Raw genomic sequence first — 22,015 nt, forward strand, 5'->3', positions numbered from 1 at the left:
TGGCGCTTCGCTTCAATCAACCCGGCCGTGGGATCGGCCCCGGAGACTCTCTGAATGACCCGTATTATCGAGTTCCTGATCGCCTTGGGGATCGTGGCTGGCCTGTTCGTCATCATTGGCGTATGTCTGCCGGGCGAGCGTCACATCACCGAAAGCATCGAGACCAACCGCAAGATGACGATCGTGTACGACACGGTCAGCAGCCTGCGCCGCTTCAAGGACTGGAACCCGCTGGTACTGCGCGATCCCGCCGTTGAACTGAAGCTGTCCGGCCCGGCGTCCGGTACCGGTGCCACCCTCGACTTCAACTCCAAGGACCTGGGTACCGGTTCCTGGAAGATCACCGAAGCCGAAGAGAACAAGCGTGTTGTGATCGCCATCGAAGACGCCACCAAGGGTCACGACAAGGTCACCACCTTCAACCTGGAGCCGACCGGCAAGGGTGGTCGCAACGTCAAGATCACCCAGGACTACTCGGTGAAGTACGGCTTCGACCTGTTCGGCCGTTACGCCGGCCTGTATGTCAGCCGCCAGATCGGCGATGACATCAAGCTGGGCCTGTCGCGCATCGCCAACATGCTCGCCAGCGTTCCGAACGTCGACTACCGCACCCCGGAAGCCCCGCTGACCGACCTGGCCATCGTGGAAGTGCCGGCCGAGAACCTGCTGGTGGTCAACGCTGGTAACGTGGACCGCGGCCAGGATTCCATCACCAAGTCGATCAAGGACAACCAGGAGTGGATCAAGCGCGTGATGGAGGCCAATGGCCTTGAAGCCGCCGGTCCGTTCCGCATCATCACCACCGACTTCGGCCAGGAGAAGTACGCCTTCGACATCGCCCAGCCGGTGAAGAAGAAGGGTGCCGAAGGTGCTGCTGCCGACGAGCTGACCGTCAAGATCGACGGCGGCGCACCGGTCAAGTACGTGCACGTTGCTCCGCACCGTTCGGCGCATGCGGCCTACACCGGCCACATGGCGGGCCTGGACGTGGCCCGCAACGGCCTGCGTGCCTGGGCCGTGACTTCGGGCAACGAAGTCATCGACCGCCCGTACGAAACCTGGAAGGACGGCATCGACAAGTCGTTCACCCCGGAAGGTACCTACGACATCTACTGGGCCGTCAAGTAAGCCTCGGCTGTCCCATGTAGTGTTGGACACGAAAACGCGCCGCTGACTGCGGCGCGTTTTTTTTATTCCGCACCCGGTGACGGGTGCTGCGCAAGGAGCCTTCATGTTCAACCTTGAACGTCGCGCGCGTAAGCCGTCCCTGCTGGCCTGCGTGGGTGCGCTGCTGGCCGCTGCCTCGATCGGCCTGTCTGCCTACGCATCGCACGGCGTAGCCGACCCGCTGGCGCAGCAGCACCTGAACCTGGCAGCGCTGTATGCGTTCGCGCATGGCGCGGTGCTGGTGGCGCTGGGGCCGCGCGCGCACGGAGCGATCGCGCACCTGGCGCTGTACGTGCTGCTGCTGGGCGTGCTGCTGTTTTCCGGCAGTCTGGTGGGCGGGGCGTTGTGGCAGTGGCCGACGCGGATGGCGCCGATCGGCGGCACCAGCATGATGGCCGGCTGGGTGTTGCTGGCGATCAATGCGTTGAGGCGGTGAGGGCAATCCGGGGTACAGCCGAGCATGGCCCGGCATTACATGGGGGCGTTGCGCGGCAGCGGCTGTAGAGCCGAGCCATGCTCGGCTTCGAGCGAAGCGGTCCGCTTTTGTCTCTGCTCTCTCGTTCCATTCCGCGTGCGGGCGCCACGCGGGGCTCAGCCGTTGGCCCGTCTCCAGCACCAGTGCCAGGGTTCGTAGACGATGCCGTGCGGGTTGTCACGCGGGTAGCTCAGATGGAAGCCATGCCTGCCGGCATGGGCCTGTAGCCAGGCGAACGCGTCGGTGGCTTCAAATGATTCTTCGGCCGGTGCATCGCCCGGTGTGCCGATGTCCAGCGCGTGGCCGCTGTGGTGTTCGCTGAACCCCGGTGCGGCATTGACCTTCAGGATCTCCGCCACGCTCAGCCCGCGTGCCAGCTTCCGCTCGAAGATGCCCAACTGGTAGGCATGGCTGCGGAAGCCGGAGATTGCGTCGAGCGCGATGCCCTCCCGTGCCGCGTGCAGGCGCATCCGCCGCCATCCCTGCGCGGCACCGCGGCGCAGCCACAGCGGGCGGCCGAACCGGTCACGACCGGCGAAGTGCAGCAGGCACGGTTCGGGCTCCAATGGCAGGCCGCTGTCGTCGGCATAGCGCTGGGCATCCAGGCCCAGCTGCTGCAGGCGCTGCTGCAGGCCCGCCAGTGGCAACCACTGATCCTGCAGCGCAGCGCCGAACGGCCGCGCCGCCGCTGCATCGAGCAGCGCCAGAGCCTCCTCGACCCCGGGTTCACGCGGCAGGCGCGGTACCAGCGAATGCACGCCATGCGTCGTCACCGCCGCCAGGAAGCGGCCATCGCGCTTGCGCCGCAGCACCCACTGTGCCTGCGACAGCAGGCGGGCATCCAGGGTGCTGCGTGCGCGCAGCAGGTGGGCGGGCCACAGCTCGATGGCCTCGGTATTGATCAGCAGGGGCGCGCGTCGTTGCATCGCCGCAGCTTACTGCCGCGGCGCCGGTGCGGCCACCTTGCGCAGTGCGTCCAGCAGTACCTGCGGCCGGTCCAGGCTGAGCAGCAGCGCGCTGCCGTCGCGTACCGGCAGCACCAGAACGCGGCTGCGGTCGGTGACCAGGGCAAAGCCCTTGCCGCCGCCCTGCAGGCGGAAGTGCCCGGAGTAGAAGCCCGGCATCGCATAGCCGTTGGTCTTGAAGCGGATGCCATAGCGGCGGTCGCGGCCAAGATCGATCACCTCGGCCTGGTCCAGCCGCAACTGCGTCACCGGGATACGGCGGCGGTACATCGTCGAGCGCACGTCCAGCACGTCGTCGGCCAGTTCCACCCGGCGGCGGAAGAACGCCGCGCCCAGCCCGACGCCGAGCGCTGCAATGACCAGCAGGCTCCAGGCGGCGCTGCCGCCCATCCGGAACCAGGGCGGCGACAGCGTCACTTCAATCCAGGGTGCCGTCGCCGGTGCCTTGTACAGCTGCGCATACAGGCAGGCCACGAAGGCGGCGAGCAGGGGCAGCACGATCCACAGCACGCGCAACGGCGAGCTTTCGGCCACCTCGTACTGCTTCGGATCGCTGGCACTCATGGTTCAGGCCTGCTTCTTGAACACCAGCATCGCCGGGCGCATCGGTGCCGGGATGATGATGTTGACCAGTTCCCAGCCCAGCTGGCCCTGGCGGGTCAGCTCGGCCTGGACGTCCTCGGCCTTGAGGACGCCCATCATGGATGTCTTGACCTCGATGGTCTGGTAGCTCCAGCGCGTGCTCATTCCTTGTCCTCCGGCGATGGCGTGGGTTTTGGCAGGCGTCCTGCCTTGCGCAGGGCGTCGCGCAGCACGTACTCGATCTGCGCGTTGAGGCTGCGCAGCTCGTCGTCAGCCCAGCGCTGCGCGGCGGCCAGGACCTCGGCGTTGATGCGCAGCGGATAGGCTTTCTTCTCACTCATGAAGACTCCTGGCGGGGCGGTGGGGCGCCCCGTTGCGAGGGTGGTTCAGTACAGCGAACCGGCGTTGACGATCGGTTGGGTGCCGCGGTCCGAGCACAGCACGGTCAGCAGGTTGCTGACCATGTGCGCCTTGCGTTCCTCGTCCAGCTCAACCACGCCGTTCTTCTGCAGTTCGGCCAGGGCCATTTCGACCATGCCCACCGCACCGGCCACGATGCGCGTGCGCGCGGCGATCACCGCGTTGGCCTGTTGCCGCTGCAGCATCGCCTGGGCGATTTCGGCGGCGTAGGCCAGGTGGCTGATGCGCGCATCGATCACCTGCACGCCCGCGTCGGCCAGGCGCTCGGCCAGTTCGTTCTTCAGGTGCTGGGAGATCTCGCTGGCGTGGCTGCGCAGCGCCAGCTGGCCGTCCTCGTGCTGGTCGTAGGGGTAACTGGTGGCCATCGCGCGCAACGCCGATTCGGACTGGATATGCACGAAGCTCTCGTAGTCGTCCACGTTGTAGACGGCCTCGGAGGCGTCGACCACCTGCCAGACGATCACCGCGGCGATCTCGATCGGGCTGCCATCGAGCTCGTTGACCTTCAGCTTGCCACTCTCGAAGTTGCGCACGCGCTGGCTGACCCGGCGCTTGGCATAGAAGGGGTTGTTCCAGCGCAGGCCGTTGTCCTTCACGGTACCCACGTACTTGCCGAACAGGCTCAGCACCGCGGCCTGGTTGGGCTGGACGGTGTACAGGCCGGCCAGGATGAATACGCCCAGGACCCCCAGCAGCGCACCCAGCAGCATCAGCAGCAGGTTGGGCGAGCCGGTGCTGGCCTTGGCGGCCACGCCCAGTACGAACAGGGCAGCGCCGGCGAGGGCGACGAGCAGGGCACCGGCCAGCGTGCCGAGGCCGTTGAGGGAGGCAAGCGACTTCTCTTTCATGGCGGTACGTCCTTGAGGATTCGATTCAAGATATCAAAGTGATATCACATTTGGGCAACCGTTCGTCGGACGCCCTGCCCGGGGTGCCCGGCCAGCTAGAATGCCCCTCCGCCTTCACACCGTTGCTGGAACCGCCATGGCCAAGCTTGGAACTCCGTTGTCCCCCTCCGCCACCCGCGTGCTGCTGCTGGGCTCGGGCGAACTCGGCAAGGAGGTGGCCATCGAGCTGCAGCGGCTGGGCGTGGAGGTGATCGCCGCCGATCGCTATGCCGATGCCCCGGCCATGCAGGTCGCGCACCGCTCGCACGTGATCGACATGCTCGATGCCATGGCGCTGCGTGCGCTGATCGCCCAGGAGCAGCCGCACCTGGTGGTGCCGGAGATCGAGGCCATCCATACCGAGACCCTGGTCCAGCTGGAGCAGGAGCAGGGCCTGCGGGTGATCCCGACTGCGCGCGCCGCACGCCTGACCATGGATCGCGAAGGCATCCGCCGCCTGGCCGCCGAAACCCTGGGCCTGCCGACCTCGCCGTACCGCTTCGTCGATACCGAGGCCGAGTACCGTGCTGCCGTGGCCGCCATCGGCCTGCCGTGCGTGGTCAAGCCGGTCATGTCGTCCTCGGGCAAGGGCCAGAGCACCCTGCGCAGCGAAGCGGACATCGCCCCGGCGTGGGAGTACGCACAGACCGGTGGCCGCGCCGGCGCCGGCCGCTGCATCGTCGAGGGTTTCATCGACTTCGATTACGAGATCACCCTGCTGACCGTGCGCCATGCCGGTGGCACCTCGTTCTGCGCGCCGATCGGCCATCTGCAGAAGGACGGCGACTACCGCGAAAGCTGGCAGCCGCAGCCGATGTCGAGCGCGGCACTGGCGCGTGCCGAAGAGATTTCGCGCGCGATCACCGACGACCTCGGCGGCTGGGGCCTGTTCGGTGTCGAGCTGTTCGTGAAGGGTGATGAGGTGTGGTTCAGCGAAGTGTCGCCGCGCCCGCACGACACCGGCCTGGTGACGCTGGTATCGCAGGAGCTGAGCGAGTTCGCGCTGCACGCGCGCGCCATCCTTGGCCTGCCGGTTCCGGTGATCCGCCAGAGCGGCCCGTCGGCCTCGTGCGCGCTGTTGGCACACGGCGAGGGCGTGCCGTACTTCAACAACGTCGCCGCCGCACTGCAGGTGCCGGACACCGCCGTGCGGCTGTTCGGCAAGCCGAGCGTGCATGGCCACCGCCGCGTCGGCGTGACCCTGGCGCGCGCGGCAACCATCGACGAAGCACGCGCCATCGCGCGTGACGCCGCCGACGCCATCGGCGTCGAACTGCGCCCGTAAACCAAAAAAGGGGACGGAGGGGATTAAGTCGTTTGTGCCACAAACGACTTAATCCCCTCCGTCCCCTTTTTCCACCGTGCAGTCGACCAACAGTCGACTCTACCCAGTCGACGCTACCGCACGTCCACCCACACCAGGTGGTGGTCGCTGCCGTCGGCGATCTTCGCTTCCGGGCTCTCATTGGCCGGCCAGAAGATGCCGCTGCCCACGTACTCGAAACCGGTCGATGGCAGCACGTAGTCCAGGCGCATCGTGCCGGACTTCGGGCCGAAATCGCCGGTGGCGTGGAACGGTGCGCCCTTGCGCTCGATGCCCTTGGCCGCATAGGCCAGGCTGGTCTGCTCGCCGCCGACGCTGCGCGGGGTGGGGTAGCGCAGCACGCGGGCGTTCTCGATCAGCTCGACGATCGCCTCATGGCGGCCATCGCCATCGGCCGGGTCATTGTTGAGGTCGCCGAGGATCACAAAGCGCGCATCCTGCGCCAGGCCGCCGCACTGGCCCTTGTCGTCGCACAGCCAGGGCTTGTCACCTTTGGACAGGTATTCCTGCCACAGGCGCAGTTCGTCATGGTTGCGCGCCGCGTTGCGCTTTTCCGGGCCATCGAACACCGGCGGGGTCGGGTGCGAAACCAGCGCGTGCACCACGCCGGCCGGGGTCTTCACCGGCACGTCCCAATGCGACTTCGACGACAGGCGCAGCTGCGACCACACATGATCGTTGTAAAAGCTCTGGCCGGTACGTGGGTCGACCGGGCGGATCGCACCGGGCATCGCGCTCCACTTCAGCAGCTGGAAGCTGCGCACCTTGGCTTCATCGATCGGGTAGCGCGACAGTACCAGCATGCCGTACTGGCCCGGGTGCAGGCCGTAGCCCCACGCGTCATTGCCACGGCTGCGGCCTTCGCCGCCGACCACGCCGTTGTTGTCCAGGTCCAGGCCGCTGGGCACGCCGGTGTTCACCGGGGCCAGGTAGCGGTAGGCGAAGTGCAGCGGCTTGCCGCCACCGGGCTGGGCCACTTCCAGGTAGCGCTTCTGGAACAGGTCGGCGGCGCGATGGGCATCGTCGAAGTCGAACTCGTTCAGCAGCACCAGGTCCGGGCGCACCTGCTGCAGCACCGCGGCGATCTTGCGCGCGTGCTCGCTATCGCCTTCCAGCTCCTTGATCAGGCCGCCGGCGTCATCGGAGTACAGCGAGGTGTTGTAGGTGGCCAGGCGCAGCGCAGCGGACGGCTTTTCGGTCATCGCAGGGGACGTGGCGAAGGCAGGGGCCGTGGCGCCGCAGAGCAGGGCCAGGGCGAGGATCAGGGGATGGCGTCGGGTCATGTTCATGGGCCGTATTGTGCACCCGGCCCGGTGTCAGCGGTTTGTCAGCGCCCGTCCAGATCATTGTCGAAATCGTGCCAGCGGCGGCCGTCATACGCCTCCAGCGGATGGAAGCGGCGCTTGTAGTCCATCTTCTGGTGGCCGCGGATCCAGTAGCCCAGATACACGTGCGGCAGCCCCTCGCGGCGTGCCCATTCGATCTGCTGCAGGATCGCGAAGGTGCCCAGCCCGCGCGCGGCGTGGTCCGGGTCGAAGAAGGTGTAGACCGCCGACAGCCCGTGCTCGGTGACGTCGGTCACCGCCACCCCCAGCAGCTGGCTGGGCTGGCCGTCGTGGCCGGGCAGGCGCATCTCCATGAAGCGGGTGTGCGACCAGCTGCCGATCAGGAACTGCTCGAACTCGTGCGGGCCGTGGTCGTCCATGCCGCCGTTGGCGTGGCGGTGGGTGAGGTAGCGGTGATACAGCGCGAACAGGTCGTCGCGGGCGGTGGCGGCGGTGATCCGCACCTCCAGGTCGGCATTGCGGGCGGCGCAGCGGCGCTGGCTGCGGTCCGGAGCGAAGCGTGCCACCGGGATCCGCACTGCGACGCAGGCCTGGCAGTGCGCGCAGTGCGGCCGGTACACCAGGTCGCCACTGCGGCGGAAGCCCCAGCTCAGTGCCAGTGGATAGAGCGCGCCGAGGCGGCGGTCGTTCGGGTCCAGCACCAGGTCGCGTGCCACCCGGTCCGACCAGTACCCGCAAGGGTGCTCGCCGGTCTGGAAAAGTCGCAGTTCGTCGTCTCTGTCGCCATGGATCGCCATGGACACAGCATAGCCCCAGCCCGTCGCAGTGGCGGCGACTGTCCGCCGGATGAACGGAACCGGCAGCGGCGTCAACCGATGTCGCGTCCGGGCGTTGTTGTCCCTCGAGGGTGAAGTGATCACCCCGACGCTGTTCCCATCCCCAGGAGTGACCTCATGATCCGTACCCCCCTGCTGCTGGCCCTGTTGCTGGGCACCTCTGCTTCCGGAATCGCGCTGGCCGCCGACACCCCGGCCACGCCGGCACCGCGCCCGGCCAAGCTGGACACCAACGGTGACGGCGTCATCGACCGCAGCGAGGCGGCCGCCAACCCGCGCCTGGCAGCGAAGTTCGACGAGCTGGACAAGAACAAGGACGGCAAGCTCTCGCGCGACGAACTGCCGCGCTGGCAGCATGGCCGCCGCGGCCATGGCGGTGAGCGCTGGGCCACGCTGGACGTCAACAAGGACGGTCGCATCAGCCGCGAGGAAGCCAAGGCCGATCCGCGCCTGGCCGCGCGTTTTGACCAGCTTGATCTGAACAAGGATGGCTACCTGGACAAGGCCGACCGCGAGCTGCGCATGAAGCAGCATCGTGATGCCTGGTTCGCTGCCGCCGACACCAACAAGGACGGCCAGCTGAGCAAGGCCGAGTTCGATGCGGCCAAGGGCCCGATGCATGGCGGCCCCCGCCATGGCGGCCCGCGTGACGGTGGCGCACCGGCGCCGCAGCGCTGAGGCTCAACGCAGTGAATGACGACAACGCCGGCAGAGTGCCGGCGTTGTCCGTCATACGTTTCCGCTGCGCATCAGCGCATACACCACCAGACCGATCACGAAGACGTTCGCCCCGATGATGCCGGTGCGCCCGTAGACGGATTCGTATTGCCAGTTGGTTCCGCTGCGGCTGCGCCGCGCCGAATCGCGCGCGATCATGGGGGCCATCAGGCGCTGCAGCGGCACCAGGCACTGGTAGTTCACCGTACCCAGGCCGATGACGAGAATGGCAAGTTGCAGCCACAGCGGCACCTGCAGCATCAGCGAGACCAGCAGGCTGGTGCAGACGACCATCGCAGTGAACGTATTGAGGTGCACGAACCGTCGCACGGCCGCCCGCTCCTGCGGGGTGTCTGCAAAGCGCAGCAGGAAGCGGCCCCCCAGATAGCTGCCGATGATGCCACCGACGACGCCCCCGGCAACGGCGGCCCAGTTGCTGGCGGGTATCAGGTGCAGCTGGCTGGCGGCGGCCGTCAGTGAACCCATGGCTGCGCCGCCTGCGGCACTGACGCCGCCCAGGCCCAGCTTGCTGCCGCCCACGCCGACGCCGGTGCCGAGCAGGATCGCGGCGCTGGCGGTGCCGGGCGCGGCCACCAGGACCATCGACACCACCGCGGTGGCGAATGCAGCGCTCGGCGCGCTGCTGCGTGCGAACTCACCGAAGCGCTGCAGCAGGCCGTCGCGGACCAGGGCGCGGGCGCGCGACAGGCGCTTGCGCACGGCTGCGTCGCTGAGCCCGAGCAGGTCGGCCACCTGCTGCGAACGCTGGCCTTCGCGGTAGTACAGGAGCAGCACTTCGCGGCTGTCGGCGGGCAGCGCCGAGATGATGTCCTCGGCGGCGATCTCTTCCTCCACCCGCTGCAGGCGGTCGGCGGCACCCGGGGCCGGGTCGGCAGCCATGCCCATCGCCACCTCGGCCGCCTCGCCGGTCAGCGGTCGGCCACGCTGGGCACGCAGCCAGTCGCGGGCCAGGTTGCGGGTGATCTGCCGCAGCCAGGGCAGGAAGCTGGTCGAGCTGCGCAGCTGGTGCAGCTGCTGCCAGCCCTTGACGAAGGCTTCCTGTGCGATGTCTTCGCTGGCCTGGCGGTCGCGGGTGATGGCCAGCGCGATGGCAGTGACCGTGTTCTGGCAGGCCAGCACGATGCGGCCGTAGGCGTGCTGGCAACCGCTGGCGGCGGCGGGCAGTTCGCGTTCCAGGGTCTGGTCGATCGATGCGGCGAACGTCGTCATGGCGGCGGCTCTCCTGCTGGGATTGTGTCCCATGACGGAGCCGCGCGCGAAGTGTGACCGGCTTTCTGCACGGTCGTGCCGGCCCCCGGCCGGCAACCTCACGACAAAAAAGGGGACGGAGGGGATTAAGTCGTTTGTGCCACAAACGACTTAATCCCCTCCGTCCCCTTTTTGCAGTTGCCGGCCAGCGGCCGGCCGACCCGTGGGTTATTTCGATGGCTGGATGCGGACCCGGACTTCTTCCTCTTCCGGCGCTGCCTGCGGGGCCGGCTGGGCCGGCTGCGTCTGGGGAGCGGGCGCCGGCGCCACCGGGGCCGGGGCCGGGGCGCTGCGGTGGCGCAGGCCGATCACCAGCGCCACACCGGCGATCACCACCAGCAGGGCGATGCGGATGCGCCAGGCCCAGCTGCGGCCGCCGCCGCCCTGTTCCGGGGCATCGCGGAAGGCGAACTCGGCGGTCGGGTGGTCGCGGCGGGTGGTGTCGAGCAGGCGCGCCTCGCGCAGGATCTCGCGCGCGCGCGGCTGGTCGTAGGCGCGCACGATCCACACCGCCGGGTAGGCGTTGGCGTTGCCGAGGTCGGTATAGCTGAACTGCCCACGGCGGCGGGTCTTGTAAGAGCGCCCGTTGGTCACCTTGACGTCGATGCCATGCCCGCGCAGGAGCTCGGCCACGCCTTCGACGGTTTCCACACGCTGGCTGCTGAAGATCTGGCGCATCGGATCACTCCTTGGCCGGCACGGCGGCCGCCGCTGCCTGGTCGGGTACGACGCGGATCAGGCCTTCCTGCGCGGTGCTGGCCACCAGCACGCCGTTGCGGGTGAAGAACTGGCCGCGGGCCAGGCCCCGCGAATCCTGTGCGCTGGGGCTGTCCAGCGAGTACAGCAGCCAGTCGTCGGCACGGAACGGGCGGTGGAACCAGATCGCGTGGTCGAGTGAGGCCATCTGCACGTGGGGGTGGTAGTAGCTGATGCCGTGCGGGAAGGTCGCCGTGCCCAGCAGGTGGAAGTCCGAGGCGTAGGCCAGCAGGGCCTGGTGCAGCTCCGGGGCATCGCCGACCGGCTCGCTCAGGCGCAGCCACACCTGGTGGTAGGGCGGACGCTTGGGCGGGTTCAGTTCGTCGCGCGGATAGACATGGCGGAACTCGAACGGACCTCCACGCGACAGCCAGCGCTGCACCTTGATCGGCAGGCGTTCCAGCACCTCGGCCGGCAGCGGCCGGTTCGGTTCGATGTCCTCCGGCTGCGGCACTTCGGGCATCTTGTGCTGGTGCTCGGCGCCGGTCTCGGCCTGCTGGAACGAGGCCGCGCAGAAGAAGATCACCTTGCCGTGCTGGATCGCGGTGACCCGGCGTACCGAGAAGCTGCCGCCTTCGCGGGTACGGTCCACGTCGTAGACGATCGGGTGGTCGATGTTGCCGGCGCGCAGGAAGTAGGCGTGCAGCGAGTGCACGTGGCGGCCGTTGTCGACCGTGGCTTGCGCGGCGGCCAGCGCCTGCCCCAGCACCTGCCCGCCGAACACGTACTTGGTGCCGATGTCGCGGCTCTGCCCGCGGAACAGGTTGTCCTCCAGCCGCTCCAGCGTGAGCAGGTCGATCAGCTCGGAGACGACGGGTTCGGGCATGTCGTTCAAGGGGGCGGCCACAGCAGTGAAAGAGGGCCTGATTATACCGGTCAGGGCGGCGGCCCCATCTTCGGTAGTGCCGGCCGCTGGCCGGCAACCTCATGATCCTCTTGGGGGGGCTGCGGATGCCGGCCAGCGGCCAGCACTGCCGTTTACTTGCCCAGCCGGGCGACCAGCGCCTGCAGGGCGTTCTGCGCATCCGGGGCGAACCAGGCTTCGACGAAGCGGTCGAGCTGGATCAGGTCCGGGTGCAGCGCTTCGTGCAGGTCAGCGCGGGCAATCGCGCGCGTCAGCAGCATTGGCTGGCGCGGCTGCCTGAGCAGGTTCTGCAGCCAGGCCACGGCACGTGCCACCACCAGATCACCTTCGGCCAGCTCATCGACCAGGCCGATCTGCAGCGCCTGTTCGGCCGGCACCAACGCGCCGGTGGTCAGCAGCGCGCCAGCGCGGTGCACGCCCACCGCACGGCGCAGCAGGCGCTGGATGCCTTCCGGTGCAATCAGGCCGACCTGTACTTCGTTCAGGCCGATGGCATACGGGCGCGACGGATCGGCGCTGCGCGCCATCACCCGGTAGTCGCAGCACAACGCCAGCACGCAGCCACCCGCCGGGGCGTGGCCGGTGATCGCCGCGACCACCGGAATGCGGCTCTCGGCCAGCGTGCGCACGGCGCCAAAGAAGGCGTTCCAGGTGTCCAGCAGCTTGTGCTTGTCATCGCCATGCGAGAGCAGGTGCGGCACGTCCATGCCGCCGGTGAAGACGCGCTCGCTGCCCGACAGCACGATGCCGTGCGCGTCTTCGGCCATGGCCAGCTCGATGGCATGGATCAACTGCCGGCACAGGTCGGTGTCCAGTGCATTGACCGGCGGCCGCGCCAGGCGCAGTTCGCGGATGGGGCCATGGTTGATCACCTCGATGAGCGTCGTCATGCTGCGGTCTCGTTGCGAAGAAGGAACCTGGGCGATGATAACCAAACCATTCGTTGGCGTACTGTTGGTGCTGTGTGCGGCCGCAGCATCGGCTTCCGCTGCTGAGCCGGCCTGCGTCACGATGGAGCGGGGCTGGGCGCGGCTGCCACCGAATCCAGCGATGCCGATGACCGCCGGCTATGGCGTGATCCACAACGGTTGCAGCAGCGCGGTGGCAATCACCGGCGCGACCAGCAGTGGATTCGGAGATGTGTCGCTGCACGAGACCACGATCGTCGACGGGGTCAGCCGGATGCGGGCCGTTGAACGCCTGCCATTGGCGCCGGGCGCGCGTGCCGAGCTCAAGCCCGGTGGCCTGCACCTGATGTTGATGCAGGGCAAGGGCGCGCTGAAGGAAGGCCAGGCGCTGCCGCTGCGGCTGCAGCTGGAGGGCGGTGGTGAAGCGAACGCGACGTTGACCGTGCGCAAGGTCGCGCCGTAGCGGGATGGTAGTGCCGGCCGCTGGCCGGCAGCACGGGCAATGCCGGCCAGCGGCCGGCACTACCAAGGGGCTTACGACCAGTCGCACGAGACCGGCTCGTACAACATCACGATCGCATCGGTGAAGGTCGCGCCGTAGCGGGATGGTAGTGCCGGCCGCTGGCCGGCAGCACGGGCAATGCCGGCCAGCGGCGGGCACTACCAAAGAGGCTTACGACCAGTCGTACGAGAACAGCACGGTGCGGCTTTCCGGCTCGTACAACATCACGATCGCATCGGCGAAGGTCGCGCCGTAGCGGGATGGTAGTGCCGGCCGCTGGCCGGCAGCACGGGCAATGCCGGCCAGCGGCCGGCACTACCAAAGAGGCTTACGACCGGTCATACGAGAACAGCACGGTGCGGCTTTCCGGCTCGTACAACATCACGATCGCATCGGCGAAGGTCGCGCCGTAGCGGGATGGTAGTGCCGGCCGCTGGCCGGCAGCACGGGCAACGCCAAAGAGGCTTACGACCAGTCGTACGAGAACAGCACGGTGCGGCTTTCCGGCTCGTACAACATCACGATCGCATCGGCGCCGGTGGCGCACCAGTTGTAGCCGGCTACGTCGGCCACGGCGAAGAATTTGTTGCCATTGCGGGTGATGATCACCGTTTCGGCATCGTCCGCAGCGTTGGGGTCATCGGCCGCCTCGGTGAAGCCCAGTTCGAAGGCTGCGGGAATCTCCGCGGTCTCGGTCCAGTTGCCGAAACCAATGGGGCCACCCAGCGTATCCAGGTAATCGCGCTCGCTGGCCTCACCCTTGCCATAGCGCGAGTAGCAGGCGAGGCGACCGTGCGCGGCATGGTAGTCGCGGGCCTTGGCGTAGCTCTCGCGCATCTGCGCGATGTGTTCCTGTGCGTCCTTGTCCTGTACCGCATCGCCGATGAAATAGCCCTCGTTGCCAAGGAAGCGCATCTCGTTGCCGGCGGTCAGTTCGAAGGCGATCCAGTTGGTGCCGGTGAACTCGTTGTGGTGTTCTTCGGTGGTCTCGCCGATGCAGCCGTCATACGGCTCGATCGGGCACAGCATCGTTGCCACCTGGCCGGCCAGTTCCGGCCGCAGCAGGCCCAGGTCGATCTTCAGCAACGGCAGCAGATGCTGGCCGAGCCAGGCCTGGTCGGCGGGGAACACGTCGGTGGGAAAGGGGACCATGCCGGGCAGCAGGTCGCGCAGTTCGGTCTGGTGGATCATGTCAGTCCTTTGATCAGTGTCGGTAGTGCCGGCCGCTGGCCGGCAACCTCATTGCCGCCGAAGCGTGCCGACCAAGGTCGGCACCTACCAGGGTGTGTCAGGTAGAGGCGTTGCGGATCGCGTCGGGCAGCGGCGCGCTCTTGCCGGTCTGGGTATCCATCCAGACCACCACCACGTTGCCGTCGGAATACAGCTTCGACGCGTCCTGCTGGTCGACGATGCGGTGGCCGATGGTCACGCTGCTGTTGCCCAGGCGCTCGACGAACAGCTCGACCAGGATGTCGTTGGGCCACACGATCGGCAGCCGGTAATTGACGTTGGTCGCGGCCACCACCGGTGCGATGCGGTCGGTCATCGACACGCCGTCCACGCCGAGCATCCAGCGCACGCGCGCCTCCTCCAGGTAGGAAATGTACTTGGCGTTGTTGACGTGGCCCATGCTGTCCATGTCGCGCCAGCGCACGCTGATCGGGATGCGGGCCAGGATCTTGTGTTCGCTGCTCATCAGGCGTCCTTCTTCTTGCTGGCAGTTGCGGTCTTGCTGGTCTTGCCGGTGCTCTTGGCGGCCACCGCCTTCTTCGCCACCTTGGCGGGCTTTTCAGGCTTCACCTTGCGCGGCGGGCGGGCGTCGGGCTTGTTGGCCACGGCGGCCGGCTGCTCCGGGCGCGCGCTGGTGGAGGGCAGCATGCGGGCCAGGAACTGGCCGGTGTACGACTGCGGGCAGGCGGCCACGTCTTCCGGCGTGCCGGTGACCAGGATGGTGCCACCGCGATGGCCGCCTTCCGGGCCCAGGTCGACGATCCAGTCGGCGGTCTTGATCACGTCCAGGTTGTGCTCGATCACCACCACCGTGTTGCCCTCGTCGCGCAGCTTGTGCAGCACGCCCAGCAGCGCTTCGATGTCGTGGAAGTGCAGGCCGGTGGTCGGCTCGTCGAGGATGTACAGGGTGCGGCCGGTATCGCGGCGCGACAGCTCCTTGGACAGCTTCACGCGCTGTGCTTCACCACCGGACAGCGTGGTCGCGCTCTGGCCCAGCTTGATGTAGCTCAGGCCGACGTCGACCAGCGTTTCCAGCTTGCGTGCAATCGACGGCACCGGTTCGAACAGCTTCAGCGCATCCTCGACGGTCATTTCCAGCACGTCGTTGATGTTGAAGCCCTTGTACAGGATCTCCAGCGTCTCGCGGTTGTAGCGCTTGCCATGGCAGACGTCGCAGGGCACGTACACGTCCGGCAGGAAGTGCATCTCCACCTTGATCAGGCCGTCGCCCTGGCAGGCCTCGCAGCGGCCACCGCGCACGTTGAAGCTGAAGCGGCCCGGCGAGTAGCCACGTGCACGGGCTTCGGGCACCTGTGCGAACAGTTCGCGCAGGGGCGTGAACAGGCCGGTGTAGGTCGCCGGGTTCGAACGCGGGGTGCGTCCGATCGGCGACTGGTCGATGTCCACCACCTTGTCGAACAGGTCCAGGCCATCGATCTCCTTGTACGGGGCGACCGGGTGCGAGGAGCCATTGATCTCGTTGGCGGCCAGCGAGAACAGGGTGTCGTTGATCAGGGTCGACTTGCCGGAGCCGGACACGCCGGTCACGCAGGTCAGCAGGCCCGACGGAATCGCCAGGTCCACGCCCTTGAGGTTGTTGCCGCTGGCCCCGCGCAGGTGCAGGGTCATCTTCGGGTTCGGCTTGTGCCGGCGCGCCGGGATCTCGATCGCGCGCTTGCCCGACAGGTACTGGCCGGTCAGCGAGCGCGGTGCCTCCAGGATGTCCTGCAGCGTGCCCTGGCCGACGATCTCGCCGCCATGCACGCCCGCGCCCGGGCCGATGTCCAGCACGTAGTCGGCCAGGCGGATCGCGTCCTCGTCATGCTCCACCACGATCACCGTGTTGCCCAGGTCGCGCAGGCGGGTGAGGGTGCCGAGCAGGCGTTCGTTGTCGCGCTGGTGCAGGCCGATCGATGGTTCGTCGAGCACGTACATCACGCCGACCAGGCCGGCGCCGATCTGGCTGGCCAGGCGGATGCGCTGCGCCTCGCCACCGGACAGGGTGTCGGCCTTGCGCTCCAGGGTCAGGTAATCCAGGCCGACGTCGACCAGGAAGCCGAGGCGTTCGCCGATTTCCTTGACGATCTTCGCGGCGATCTCGCCACGCCAGCCGGGCAGGCTCAGTTCGCTGAAGAATTTCAGCGCCTCGTCGATCGGCAGCACCACCAGCTCCGGCAGCGGGCGGTCGGCCACGAACACGTTGCGTGCCGCCTTGTTCAGGCGCGCGCCATGGCATTCCGGGCACGGCTGTTCGCTGATGTACTTGGACAGCTCTTCGCGCACCGCCGGCGATTCGGTTTCCTTGTAGCGGCGCTCGAGGTTGGGAATGATGCCCTCGAAGCGGTGCTTGCGCTGGGTGCGGCCACCGGCTTCGGTGAAGTAGGTGAAAGTGATCGCCTCATCGCCGCTGCCGTACAGCACGGCCTGCTGCACGTTCTGCGGCAGCGAGTTCCATGCCGCGTCGACGTCGAACCGGTAGTGCTTGGCCAGCGAGGCGATCAGCTGGAAGTAATAGGCGTTGCGACGATCCCAGCCGCGCACCGCACCGGCGGCCAGCGACAATTCGGGGTGCACCACCACGCGCGAAGGATCGAAGAACTCGGCCATGCCCAGGCCGTCGCAGCCGGGGCAGGCGCCCATCGGTGCGTTGAACGAGAACAGGCGCGGTTCCAGCTCCGGCAGCGAGTAATCGCAGACCGGGCAGGAGTACTTGGAGGAGAACAGCGTCGGCGAAGCGTCGGCACTGTCCAGGCTCTGCACCGAGGCCATGCCATCGCCCAGCTTCAGCGCGGTCTCGAAGCTCTCGGCCAGGCGCTGCTTGATGTCCTCGCGCGGGCGGAAGCGGTCGATCACCGCCTCGATGGTGTGCTTCTGGCGCAGCGCCAGCGGCGGCACCGCGTCGATTTCATGCAGTTCGCCATCCACGCGCACACGCACGAAACCCTGCGCGCGCAGCTGGTCGAACACCTGGGCGTGCTCGCCCTTGCGGTCGCGGATGACCGGCGCCAGCAGCATGTAGCGCTGTTCCGGGTCCAGGGTCAGCACCTGGTCGACCATCTGGCTGACCGTCTGCGCCTCCAGCGGATAGCCGTGGTCCGGGCAGCGCGGGGTGCCGACGCGGGCGTACAGCAGGCGCAGGTAGTCGTAGATCTCGGTGATCGTGCCGACCGTGGAACGCGGGTTGTGCGAGGTCGACTTCTGCTCGATCGAGATCGCCGGGGACAGGCCCTCGATGTGGTCCAGGTCCGGTTTTTCCATCACGCTCAGGAACTGGCGCGCATAGGCCGACAGCGACTCGACGTAGCGGCGCTGGCCTTCTGCATAGATGGTGTCGAACGCCAGCGAGGACTTGCCCGAGCCGGACAGGCCGGTGATCACGATCAGCTTGTCGCGGGGCAGGTCGAGGTCGAGGTTCTTCAGGTTGTGCGTCCGCGCGCCGCGGATGCGGATGAAATCCATCGCCATGGGGGATCCGGTTGTGGGGGCGTTGGCTGGGTGCCGGGCCAGCAGGGAACGGCAATCGGTCAGCCTACCGAGGTGACCAGATGGGGGCAATGGGCCACAATGCCAGCCCGGTGTCTCATCGGGTGAGACAGGCCGTCAGGCAGGGGTCAGATCCCTCTTCACGGCGTGACAGGGGTTCTGGCGCTGTTCCGGTCCCGTCTCCTTCGGCGTTCAGGGGTTGACTTGACCCGCGCCCGCTGATCTGCGTACAATCCCGCTCCTGTCCGCCCTCGATGGCGGCAGCTCAGACCACAATAACTACAGAGGAAGGCCTGGTCATGTACGCAGTACTGGTCACCGGCGGTAAGCAATACCGCGTGGCGCAGGGCGAAAAGCTCCGCATTGAAAAGCTCGAAGTCGAAGTCGGCAGCGAGATCAAGTTTGACAACATCCTGATGCTGGGTGACAGCGACGGCGTGAAGCTGGGCGATGCGCTGAAGGGCGCTGCCGTCACCGCCAAGGTCCTGTCCCAGGGTCGTGCTGACAAGGTCCGGATCATCAAGTTCCGTCGCCGCAAGCACCACATGAAGCGTCAGGGTCACCGTCAGTACTACACCGAAATCGAGATCACCGGCATCGCCGGCTAAGCATCAGGAGAAGCAGTCATGGCACATAAAAAGGGCGTAGGCTCCTCGCGCAACGGTCGCGACTCCAACCCGAAGTACCTGGGCGTCAAGATCTTCGGCGGCCAGGCCATCGAAGCCGGCAACATCATCGTGCGTCAGCGCGGCACCCAGTTCCACCCGGGCACCGGCGTTGGCCTGGGCCGTGACCACACCCTGTTCGCCCTCGTGGACGGCAAGGTGGAGTTCTCGGTCAAGGGCGCCAAGAAGCGTCGCACCGTCAGCATCGTCTCGGCCGACGCCTGATCCAGGCATCGCCGGCACCCGTGCCCCGGCATGGGAGTGCTGCATGAAGAGCCCCGCTTCGGCGGGGCTTTTCGTTAGAGTTGAAGCAAGACCGGCTGGGCCGGGTTGCCGGCCCGCAGCCGGCATGACATTCAAGGCGGCGGCCAGCAGGCCGCGCCCATCGCAGGCATCGAAACAATGAAACTGGTAGACGAAGCAGAAATCGAAGTGTTCGCCGGCAACGGCGGCAACGGCTGCATTGGCTTCCGTCGCGAGAAGTTCATTCCGCTCGGCGGCCCGGACGGCGGCGACGGCGGTGCGGGCGGCAGCGTGTACATCCGCGCCGACGAAAACCTGAACACCCTGGTCGACTTCCGCCATGACCGCATCTTCAAGGCGCAGCGCGGCGAAAACGGCATGGGCCGCCAGGCCTATGGCAAGGGGGGCGAAGACCTGACCATCACCGTGCCGGTCGGCACCGTGATCATCAACGTTGCCACCGATGAGATCATCGGCGACCTGACCCGGCACGGCGACCGCCTGCTGGTGGCCAAGGGCGGGCGCGGTGGCCTGGGCAACATGCACTTCAAGAGCTCGACCAACCGCTCGCCGCGCCAGGCGCTGCCGGGCGAGCCGGGCGAAGAGCGTACGCTGAAGCTGGAGCTGAAGCTGCTGGCCGATGTCGGCCTGCTGGGCTTCCCCAATGCCGGCAAGAGCACCCTGATCCGTGCCGTTTCGGCGGCAACGCCGAAGGTGGCCGATTACCCGTTCACCACGCTGTATCCGAACCTGGGCGTGGTGAAGGTGGAGAACCACCGCAGCTTCGTGATTGCCGACATTCCCGGCCTGATCGAAGGCGCGGCCGATGGCGCCGGTCTTGGTGCGCAGTTCCTGCGCCACCTGCAGCGCACCCGCCTGCTGCTGCACCTGGTCGACATCTCACCGATGGAAGGCGGCGTGGAAGGTATTTCGCCGGTGGAGCAGGTGCGTGCGATCGAGCGCGAGCTGGAAAAGCACGACCCGGAGCTGCTCAACAAGCCGCGCTGGCTGGTGCTGAACAAGGCCGACCTGATGTTCGAAGACGAGGCGCAGGCCGCGGCCGAGCAGATCGTCGCCGAGCTGGGCTGGAAGGAGCCGTGGTTCCTGGTTTCCGCGCTGGGGCGCGAAGGCACCTTCCCGATCATGAGCCGGATCATGGCCTTCTTCGATCGCCAGAAGGAAGAAGAACAGGAAGCCCGCGACGCGCAGTAACGTCGACGGCTGGCCGACTGGCGTTGGCAGAAACCCGGCTCCGGCCGGGTTTTTTGTTGGGTAGTGCCGGCCGCTGGCCGGCAATCCCGGTGAACCGCCGGCCAGCGGCCGGCACTACCGGTCGCGCGGGCCCGCTGGGATCGCCCGGATCGCGCAGGCAACAAAAAACCCGGCCGAGGCCGGGTTCTTGTCTGCTGCCGCGCCCCGAAGGGCAGGGCGGCAACGCCGGATCAGGCGGCCTTGAGGGCCTTGATGCGGTCGTTCAGGCGGCTCTTGTGGCGAGCAGCCTTGTTCTTGTGGATCAGGCCACGCGCGCTGAAGCGATCCAGGATCGGCTGGGCAACGGCGAAGGCGGCTTCAGCGCCGGCGGCATCGTTGGCGTCCAGCGCCTTGATCACTTTCTTGACAGCGGTGCGCAGCATCGAGCGCTGAGCCACGTTGCGCGCGTTGCGCACGACGGTCTGCTTGGCGCGCTTCTTGGCGGACTTGATATTGGCCACGGTGGTGGTTTCCTGAAAAAATCGGTGTTATGGGAACAGCAAGCTGGCTAGTATGATGGCCCGAGAAATGCACGTCAAGTCGATTGTCAAGAGGGACGCTGAGTGAGTTCACCGAAGATGTTGCGGGGCCTGCTGTCGTTCAGCAGCATGACCATGGTCTCGCGGGTGCTCGGACTTGTCCGTGACCAGGTGATCACCACCACGTTCGGCACCAATGCGGTTACCGATGCGTTCTGGGTTGCCTTCAGGATACCCAATTTCCTGCGCCGGCTGTTCGCCGAGGGGTCCTTCTCCACCGCCTTCGTGCCGGTGTTCACCGAAGTGAAGGAAACCCGCAGCCACGCCGAACTGCGCGAACTGATGGCCCGTACCGCCGGCACCCTGGGCGGGGTGCTGATGCTGGTGACCGCCCTGGCGCTGATCTTCGCACCGCAGCTGGCGGTGGCATTCTCAAGTGGCGCTGATACCGACCCGGTCAAGCAGACCCTGCTGGTCGACCTGTTCCGGATGACCTTCCCGTTCCTGCTGTTCGTGTCGCTGACCGCGCTGGCCGGTGGTGCGCTGAACAGTTTCCAGCGCTTTGCGATGCCGGCGCTGACCCCGGTCATCCTCAACCTGTGCATGATCGCCGGCGCGCTGTGGCTGGCGCCACGCCTGGGCGGCACGCCGGAAAAGCAGATCCTGGCGCTGGGCTGGGCGGTACTGGCCGCCGGCATCCTGCAGCTGCTGTTCCAGCTGCCCTCGCTGAAGGGCATCAACCTGCTGACCCTGCCGCGCTGGGGCTGGAACCATCCGGGGGTGCGCAAGGTGCTGACGCTGATGGTGCCGACGCTGTTTGGTTCGTCGGTGGCGCAGATCAATCTGCTGCTGGATACCCTCATTGCCGCCAAGCTGACCGACGGCTCGCAGTCCTGGCTGTCGCTGGCTGACCGCTTCCTGGAGCTGCCGCTGGGCGTGTTCGGCGTGGCCCTGGGCACGGTGATCCTGCCGGCGCTGGCCCGCCACCACGTCAGCACCGACCGCGAGGGCTTCTCGCGCTCGCTGGACTGGGGCCTGCGCATGACCCTGCTGATTTCCGTGCCGGCCATGCTGGGCCTGGTGCTGCTGGCCGAGCCCCTGATCGCCACGCTGTTCCAGTACCGCCAGTTCACCGCCTTCGATACCCGCATGACCGCCCTGTCGGTATACGGCCTGAGCTTCGGCCTGCCGGCGTTCGCGCTGCTGAAAGTGGTGCTGCCGGCGTTCTATGCGCGGCAGGACACCAAGACCCCGGTGCGTGCCGGCGTGGCCGCGCTGGTGGCCAACATGGTGTTCAACTTCGCGCTGCTGGCGGTGCTGTACCAGGTAATGGTGCCCGACGCGCTGAAGGCGCAGGGCGTGATGACGGCGATCGGCAAGCAGCCGGGCCTGCACCTGGCGCTGGGCATTGCCAGTGCGCTGTCCAGTTACCTGAACCTGGGCCTGCTCTGGTACTGGCTGGGCAAGACCGATGTCTACCAGCGCCGGCCGGGCTGGGGCCGCTATCTGGTGCGGCTGCTGGTGGCCTGCCTGGCCATGGTCGGCGTGCTGCTGGCCCTGCTGCACTGGGTCCCCGACTTCACCGGCATGGACAAATGGCACCGGATCGGCGGCCTGATGCTGCTGGTCGGCGGCGGCGGCCTGACCTATCTGCTGGCCATGCTGGCGATGGGCTTCCGCCCGCGCGACCTGCGCGGTCATTGAT

The 22,015-nt window shown here is 67.2% G+C and carries 24 protein-coding genes; 9 read left to right on the top strand and 15 right to left on the bottom strand.

Annotation, left to right across the window (positions count from 1 at the left end; translation table 11 throughout):
- Positions 1–54: 54 nt before the first annotated feature.
- Positions 55–1,128 (top strand): polyketide cyclase, encoded by a 1,074-nt coding sequence (locus AC5P9C_RS03865; protein WP_049464936.1) that lies wholly within the window; start codon positions 55–57, stop codon positions 1,126–1,128.
- 103 nt (positions 1,129–1,231) lie between these two features.
- Entirely contained in the window at positions 1,232–1,603 is a 372-nt protein-coding gene (locus AC5P9C_RS03870) for a DUF423 domain-containing protein (protein ID WP_049464934.1), read from the top strand.
- Between the two features lie 155 nt (positions 1,604–1,758).
- Here AC5P9C_RS03870 and AC5P9C_RS03875 read toward each other — a convergent pair whose 3' ends face one another.
- The 5 genes from AC5P9C_RS03875 to AC5P9C_RS03895 are packed head-to-tail and all read right to left on the bottom strand — an operon-like array spanning position 1,759 to position 4,457.
- Complete coding sequence (locus tag AC5P9C_RS03875) at positions 1,759–2,568, bottom strand: M15 family metallopeptidase (RefSeq protein WP_343540635.1); 810 nt, start codon at positions 2,566–2,568, stop codon at positions 1,759–1,761.
- A gap of 9 nt (positions 2,569–2,577) precedes the next feature.
- On the bottom strand, positions 2,578–3,171 hold the full coding sequence (locus tag AC5P9C_RS03880) for a PH domain-containing protein (RefSeq protein ID WP_343540637.1): 594 nt from the start codon (positions 3,169–3,171) through the stop codon (positions 2,578–2,580).
- Between the two features lie 3 nt (positions 3,172–3,174).
- Entirely contained in the window at positions 3,175–3,354 is a 180-nt protein-coding gene (locus AC5P9C_RS03885; RefSeq protein ID WP_049464927.1) for a DUF4177 domain-containing protein, read from the bottom strand.
- Entirely contained in the window at positions 3,351–3,530 is a 180-nt protein-coding gene (locus AC5P9C_RS03890; RefSeq protein WP_005408543.1) for a type II toxin-antitoxin system antitoxin, read from the bottom strand. The genes AC5P9C_RS03885 and AC5P9C_RS03890 overlap by 4 nt, the downstream gene beginning before the upstream one ends.
- Positions 3,531–3,575: 45 nt before the next feature.
- Positions 3,576–4,457 (bottom strand): SPFH domain-containing protein, encoded by an 882-nt coding sequence (locus AC5P9C_RS03895; protein ID WP_064237890.1) that lies wholly within the window; start codon positions 4,455–4,457, stop codon positions 3,576–3,578.
- A 136-nt stretch (positions 4,458–4,593) separates the two neighbouring features.
- On the opposite strand from AC5P9C_RS03895, the gene purT reads away from it, so the two are divergent.
- Positions 4,594–5,781 (top strand): formate-dependent phosphoribosylglycinamide formyltransferase, encoded by a 1,188-nt coding sequence (gene purT / locus AC5P9C_RS03900; protein WP_049464923.1) that lies wholly within the window; start codon positions 4,594–4,596, stop codon positions 5,779–5,781.
- A 113-nt stretch (positions 5,782–5,894) separates the two neighbouring features.
- On the opposite strand, the gene AC5P9C_RS03905 is transcribed toward purT, so the two are convergent.
- Positions 5,895–7,109, bottom strand: a complete 1,215-nt coding sequence (locus AC5P9C_RS03905) for an endonuclease/exonuclease/phosphatase family protein (protein WP_053462453.1) — start codon at positions 7,107–7,109, stop codon at positions 5,895–5,897.
- A gap of 38 nt (positions 7,110–7,147) precedes the next feature.
- On the bottom strand, positions 7,148–7,903 hold the full coding sequence (locus AC5P9C_RS03910; protein ID WP_005408547.1) for an arginyltransferase: 756 nt from the start codon (positions 7,901–7,903) through the stop codon (positions 7,148–7,150).
- Positions 7,904–8,059: 156 nt separating this feature from the next.
- Between AC5P9C_RS03910 and AC5P9C_RS03915 the strand changes: the two genes are divergently transcribed.
- Positions 8,060–8,620 (top strand): EF-hand domain-containing protein, encoded by a 561-nt coding sequence (locus AC5P9C_RS03915; RefSeq protein ID WP_057494147.1) that lies wholly within the window; start codon positions 8,060–8,062, stop codon positions 8,618–8,620.
- Positions 8,621–8,671: 51 nt separating this feature from the next.
- Here AC5P9C_RS03915 and AC5P9C_RS03920 read toward each other — a convergent pair whose 3' ends face one another.
- The 4 genes from AC5P9C_RS03920 to AC5P9C_RS03935 form a co-directional block, all read right to left on the bottom strand.
- Entirely contained in the window at positions 8,672–9,889 is a 1,218-nt protein-coding gene (locus AC5P9C_RS03920; RefSeq protein ID WP_343540641.1) for an RNA polymerase sigma factor, read from the bottom strand.
- Between the two features lie 207 nt (positions 9,890–10,096).
- A complete protein-coding gene (locus AC5P9C_RS03925) occupies positions 10,097–10,606 on the bottom strand; it encodes a pathogenicity-like protein (protein WP_343540643.1) in 510 nt (169 codons plus the stop codon).
- A gap of 4 nt (positions 10,607–10,610) precedes the next feature.
- Positions 10,611–11,510 (bottom strand): acyl-CoA thioesterase II, encoded by a 900-nt coding sequence (tesB, locus tag AC5P9C_RS03930; RefSeq protein WP_343540645.1) that lies wholly within the window; start codon positions 11,508–11,510, stop codon positions 10,611–10,613.
- Between the two features lie 152 nt (positions 11,511–11,662).
- The gene (locus AC5P9C_RS03935; protein WP_049469053.1) at positions 11,663–12,439 is read right to left on the bottom strand and encodes an enoyl-CoA hydratase/isomerase family protein; all 777 of its coding nucleotides are present in this window, start codon (positions 12,437–12,439) and stop codon (positions 11,663–11,665) included.
- 34 nt (positions 12,440–12,473) lie between these two features.
- Between AC5P9C_RS03935 and AC5P9C_RS03940 the strand changes: the two genes are divergently transcribed.
- Positions 12,474–12,920 (top strand): copper chaperone PCu(A)C, encoded by a 447-nt coding sequence (locus AC5P9C_RS03940; protein WP_053462458.1) that lies wholly within the window; start codon positions 12,474–12,476, stop codon positions 12,918–12,920.
- Between the two features lie 504 nt (positions 12,921–13,424).
- On the opposite strand, the gene AC5P9C_RS03945 is transcribed toward AC5P9C_RS03940, so the two are convergent.
- The 3 genes from AC5P9C_RS03945 to uvrA form a co-directional block, all read right to left on the bottom strand.
- Positions 13,425–14,150 (bottom strand): enolase, encoded by a 726-nt coding sequence (locus AC5P9C_RS03945; RefSeq protein WP_164688185.1) that lies wholly within the window; start codon positions 14,148–14,150, stop codon positions 13,425–13,427.
- A gap of 97 nt (positions 14,151–14,247) precedes the next feature.
- Complete coding sequence (locus AC5P9C_RS03950) at positions 14,248–14,655, bottom strand: acyl-CoA thioesterase (protein WP_206631636.1); 408 nt, start codon at positions 14,653–14,655, stop codon at positions 14,248–14,250.
- On the bottom strand, positions 14,655–17,654 hold the full coding sequence (gene uvrA, locus AC5P9C_RS03955) for an excinuclease ABC subunit UvrA (protein ID WP_049469058.1): 3,000 nt from the start codon (positions 17,652–17,654) through the stop codon (positions 14,655–14,657). Before uvrA ends, AC5P9C_RS03950 begins: the two co-directional genes overlap by 1 nt.
- Positions 17,655–17,971: 317 nt before the next feature.
- On the opposite strand from uvrA, the gene rplU reads away from it, so the two are divergent.
- The 3 genes from rplU to cgtA all read left to right on the top strand — a co-directional run bounded on the left by rplU (position 17,972) and on the right by cgtA (position 19,792).
- On the top strand, positions 17,972–18,280 hold the full coding sequence (gene rplU / locus AC5P9C_RS03960) for a 50S ribosomal protein L21 (protein ID WP_005408557.1): 309 nt from the start codon (positions 17,972–17,974) through the stop codon (positions 18,278–18,280).
- Positions 18,281–18,298: 18 nt separating this feature from the next.
- Positions 18,299–18,562 carry a 50S ribosomal protein L27 gene (gene rpmA / locus AC5P9C_RS03965; RefSeq protein ID WP_005408558.1) on the top strand — a complete coding sequence of 88 codons (264 nt, stop codon included), beginning with the start codon at positions 18,299–18,301 and terminating at the stop codon, positions 18,560–18,562.
- 177 nt (positions 18,563–18,739) lie between these two features.
- Positions 18,740–19,792 (top strand): Obg family GTPase CgtA, encoded by a 1,053-nt coding sequence (cgtA, locus tag AC5P9C_RS03970; protein ID WP_053506132.1) that lies wholly within the window; start codon positions 18,740–18,742, stop codon positions 19,790–19,792.
- A 230-nt stretch (positions 19,793–20,022) separates the two neighbouring features.
- Here the strand turns inward: cgtA and rpsT are convergent, their stop codons facing one another.
- Positions 20,023–20,292: a 30S ribosomal protein S20 gene (gene rpsT / locus AC5P9C_RS03975; protein WP_005408560.1), complete on the bottom strand. Its 270-nt coding sequence runs from the start codon at positions 20,290–20,292 to the stop codon at positions 20,023–20,025.
- A 117-nt stretch (positions 20,293–20,409) separates the two neighbouring features.
- On the opposite strand from rpsT, the gene murJ reads away from it, so the two are divergent.
- Complete coding sequence (gene murJ, locus AC5P9C_RS03980; RefSeq protein WP_343542296.1) at positions 20,410–22,014, top strand: murein biosynthesis integral membrane protein MurJ; 1,605 nt, start codon at positions 20,410–20,412, stop codon at positions 22,012–22,014.
- The last annotated feature ends 1 nt before the right edge of the window (position 22,015 follow it).

The organism is Stenotrophomonas sp. YJH_SMC_10, from assembly GCF_059371555.1.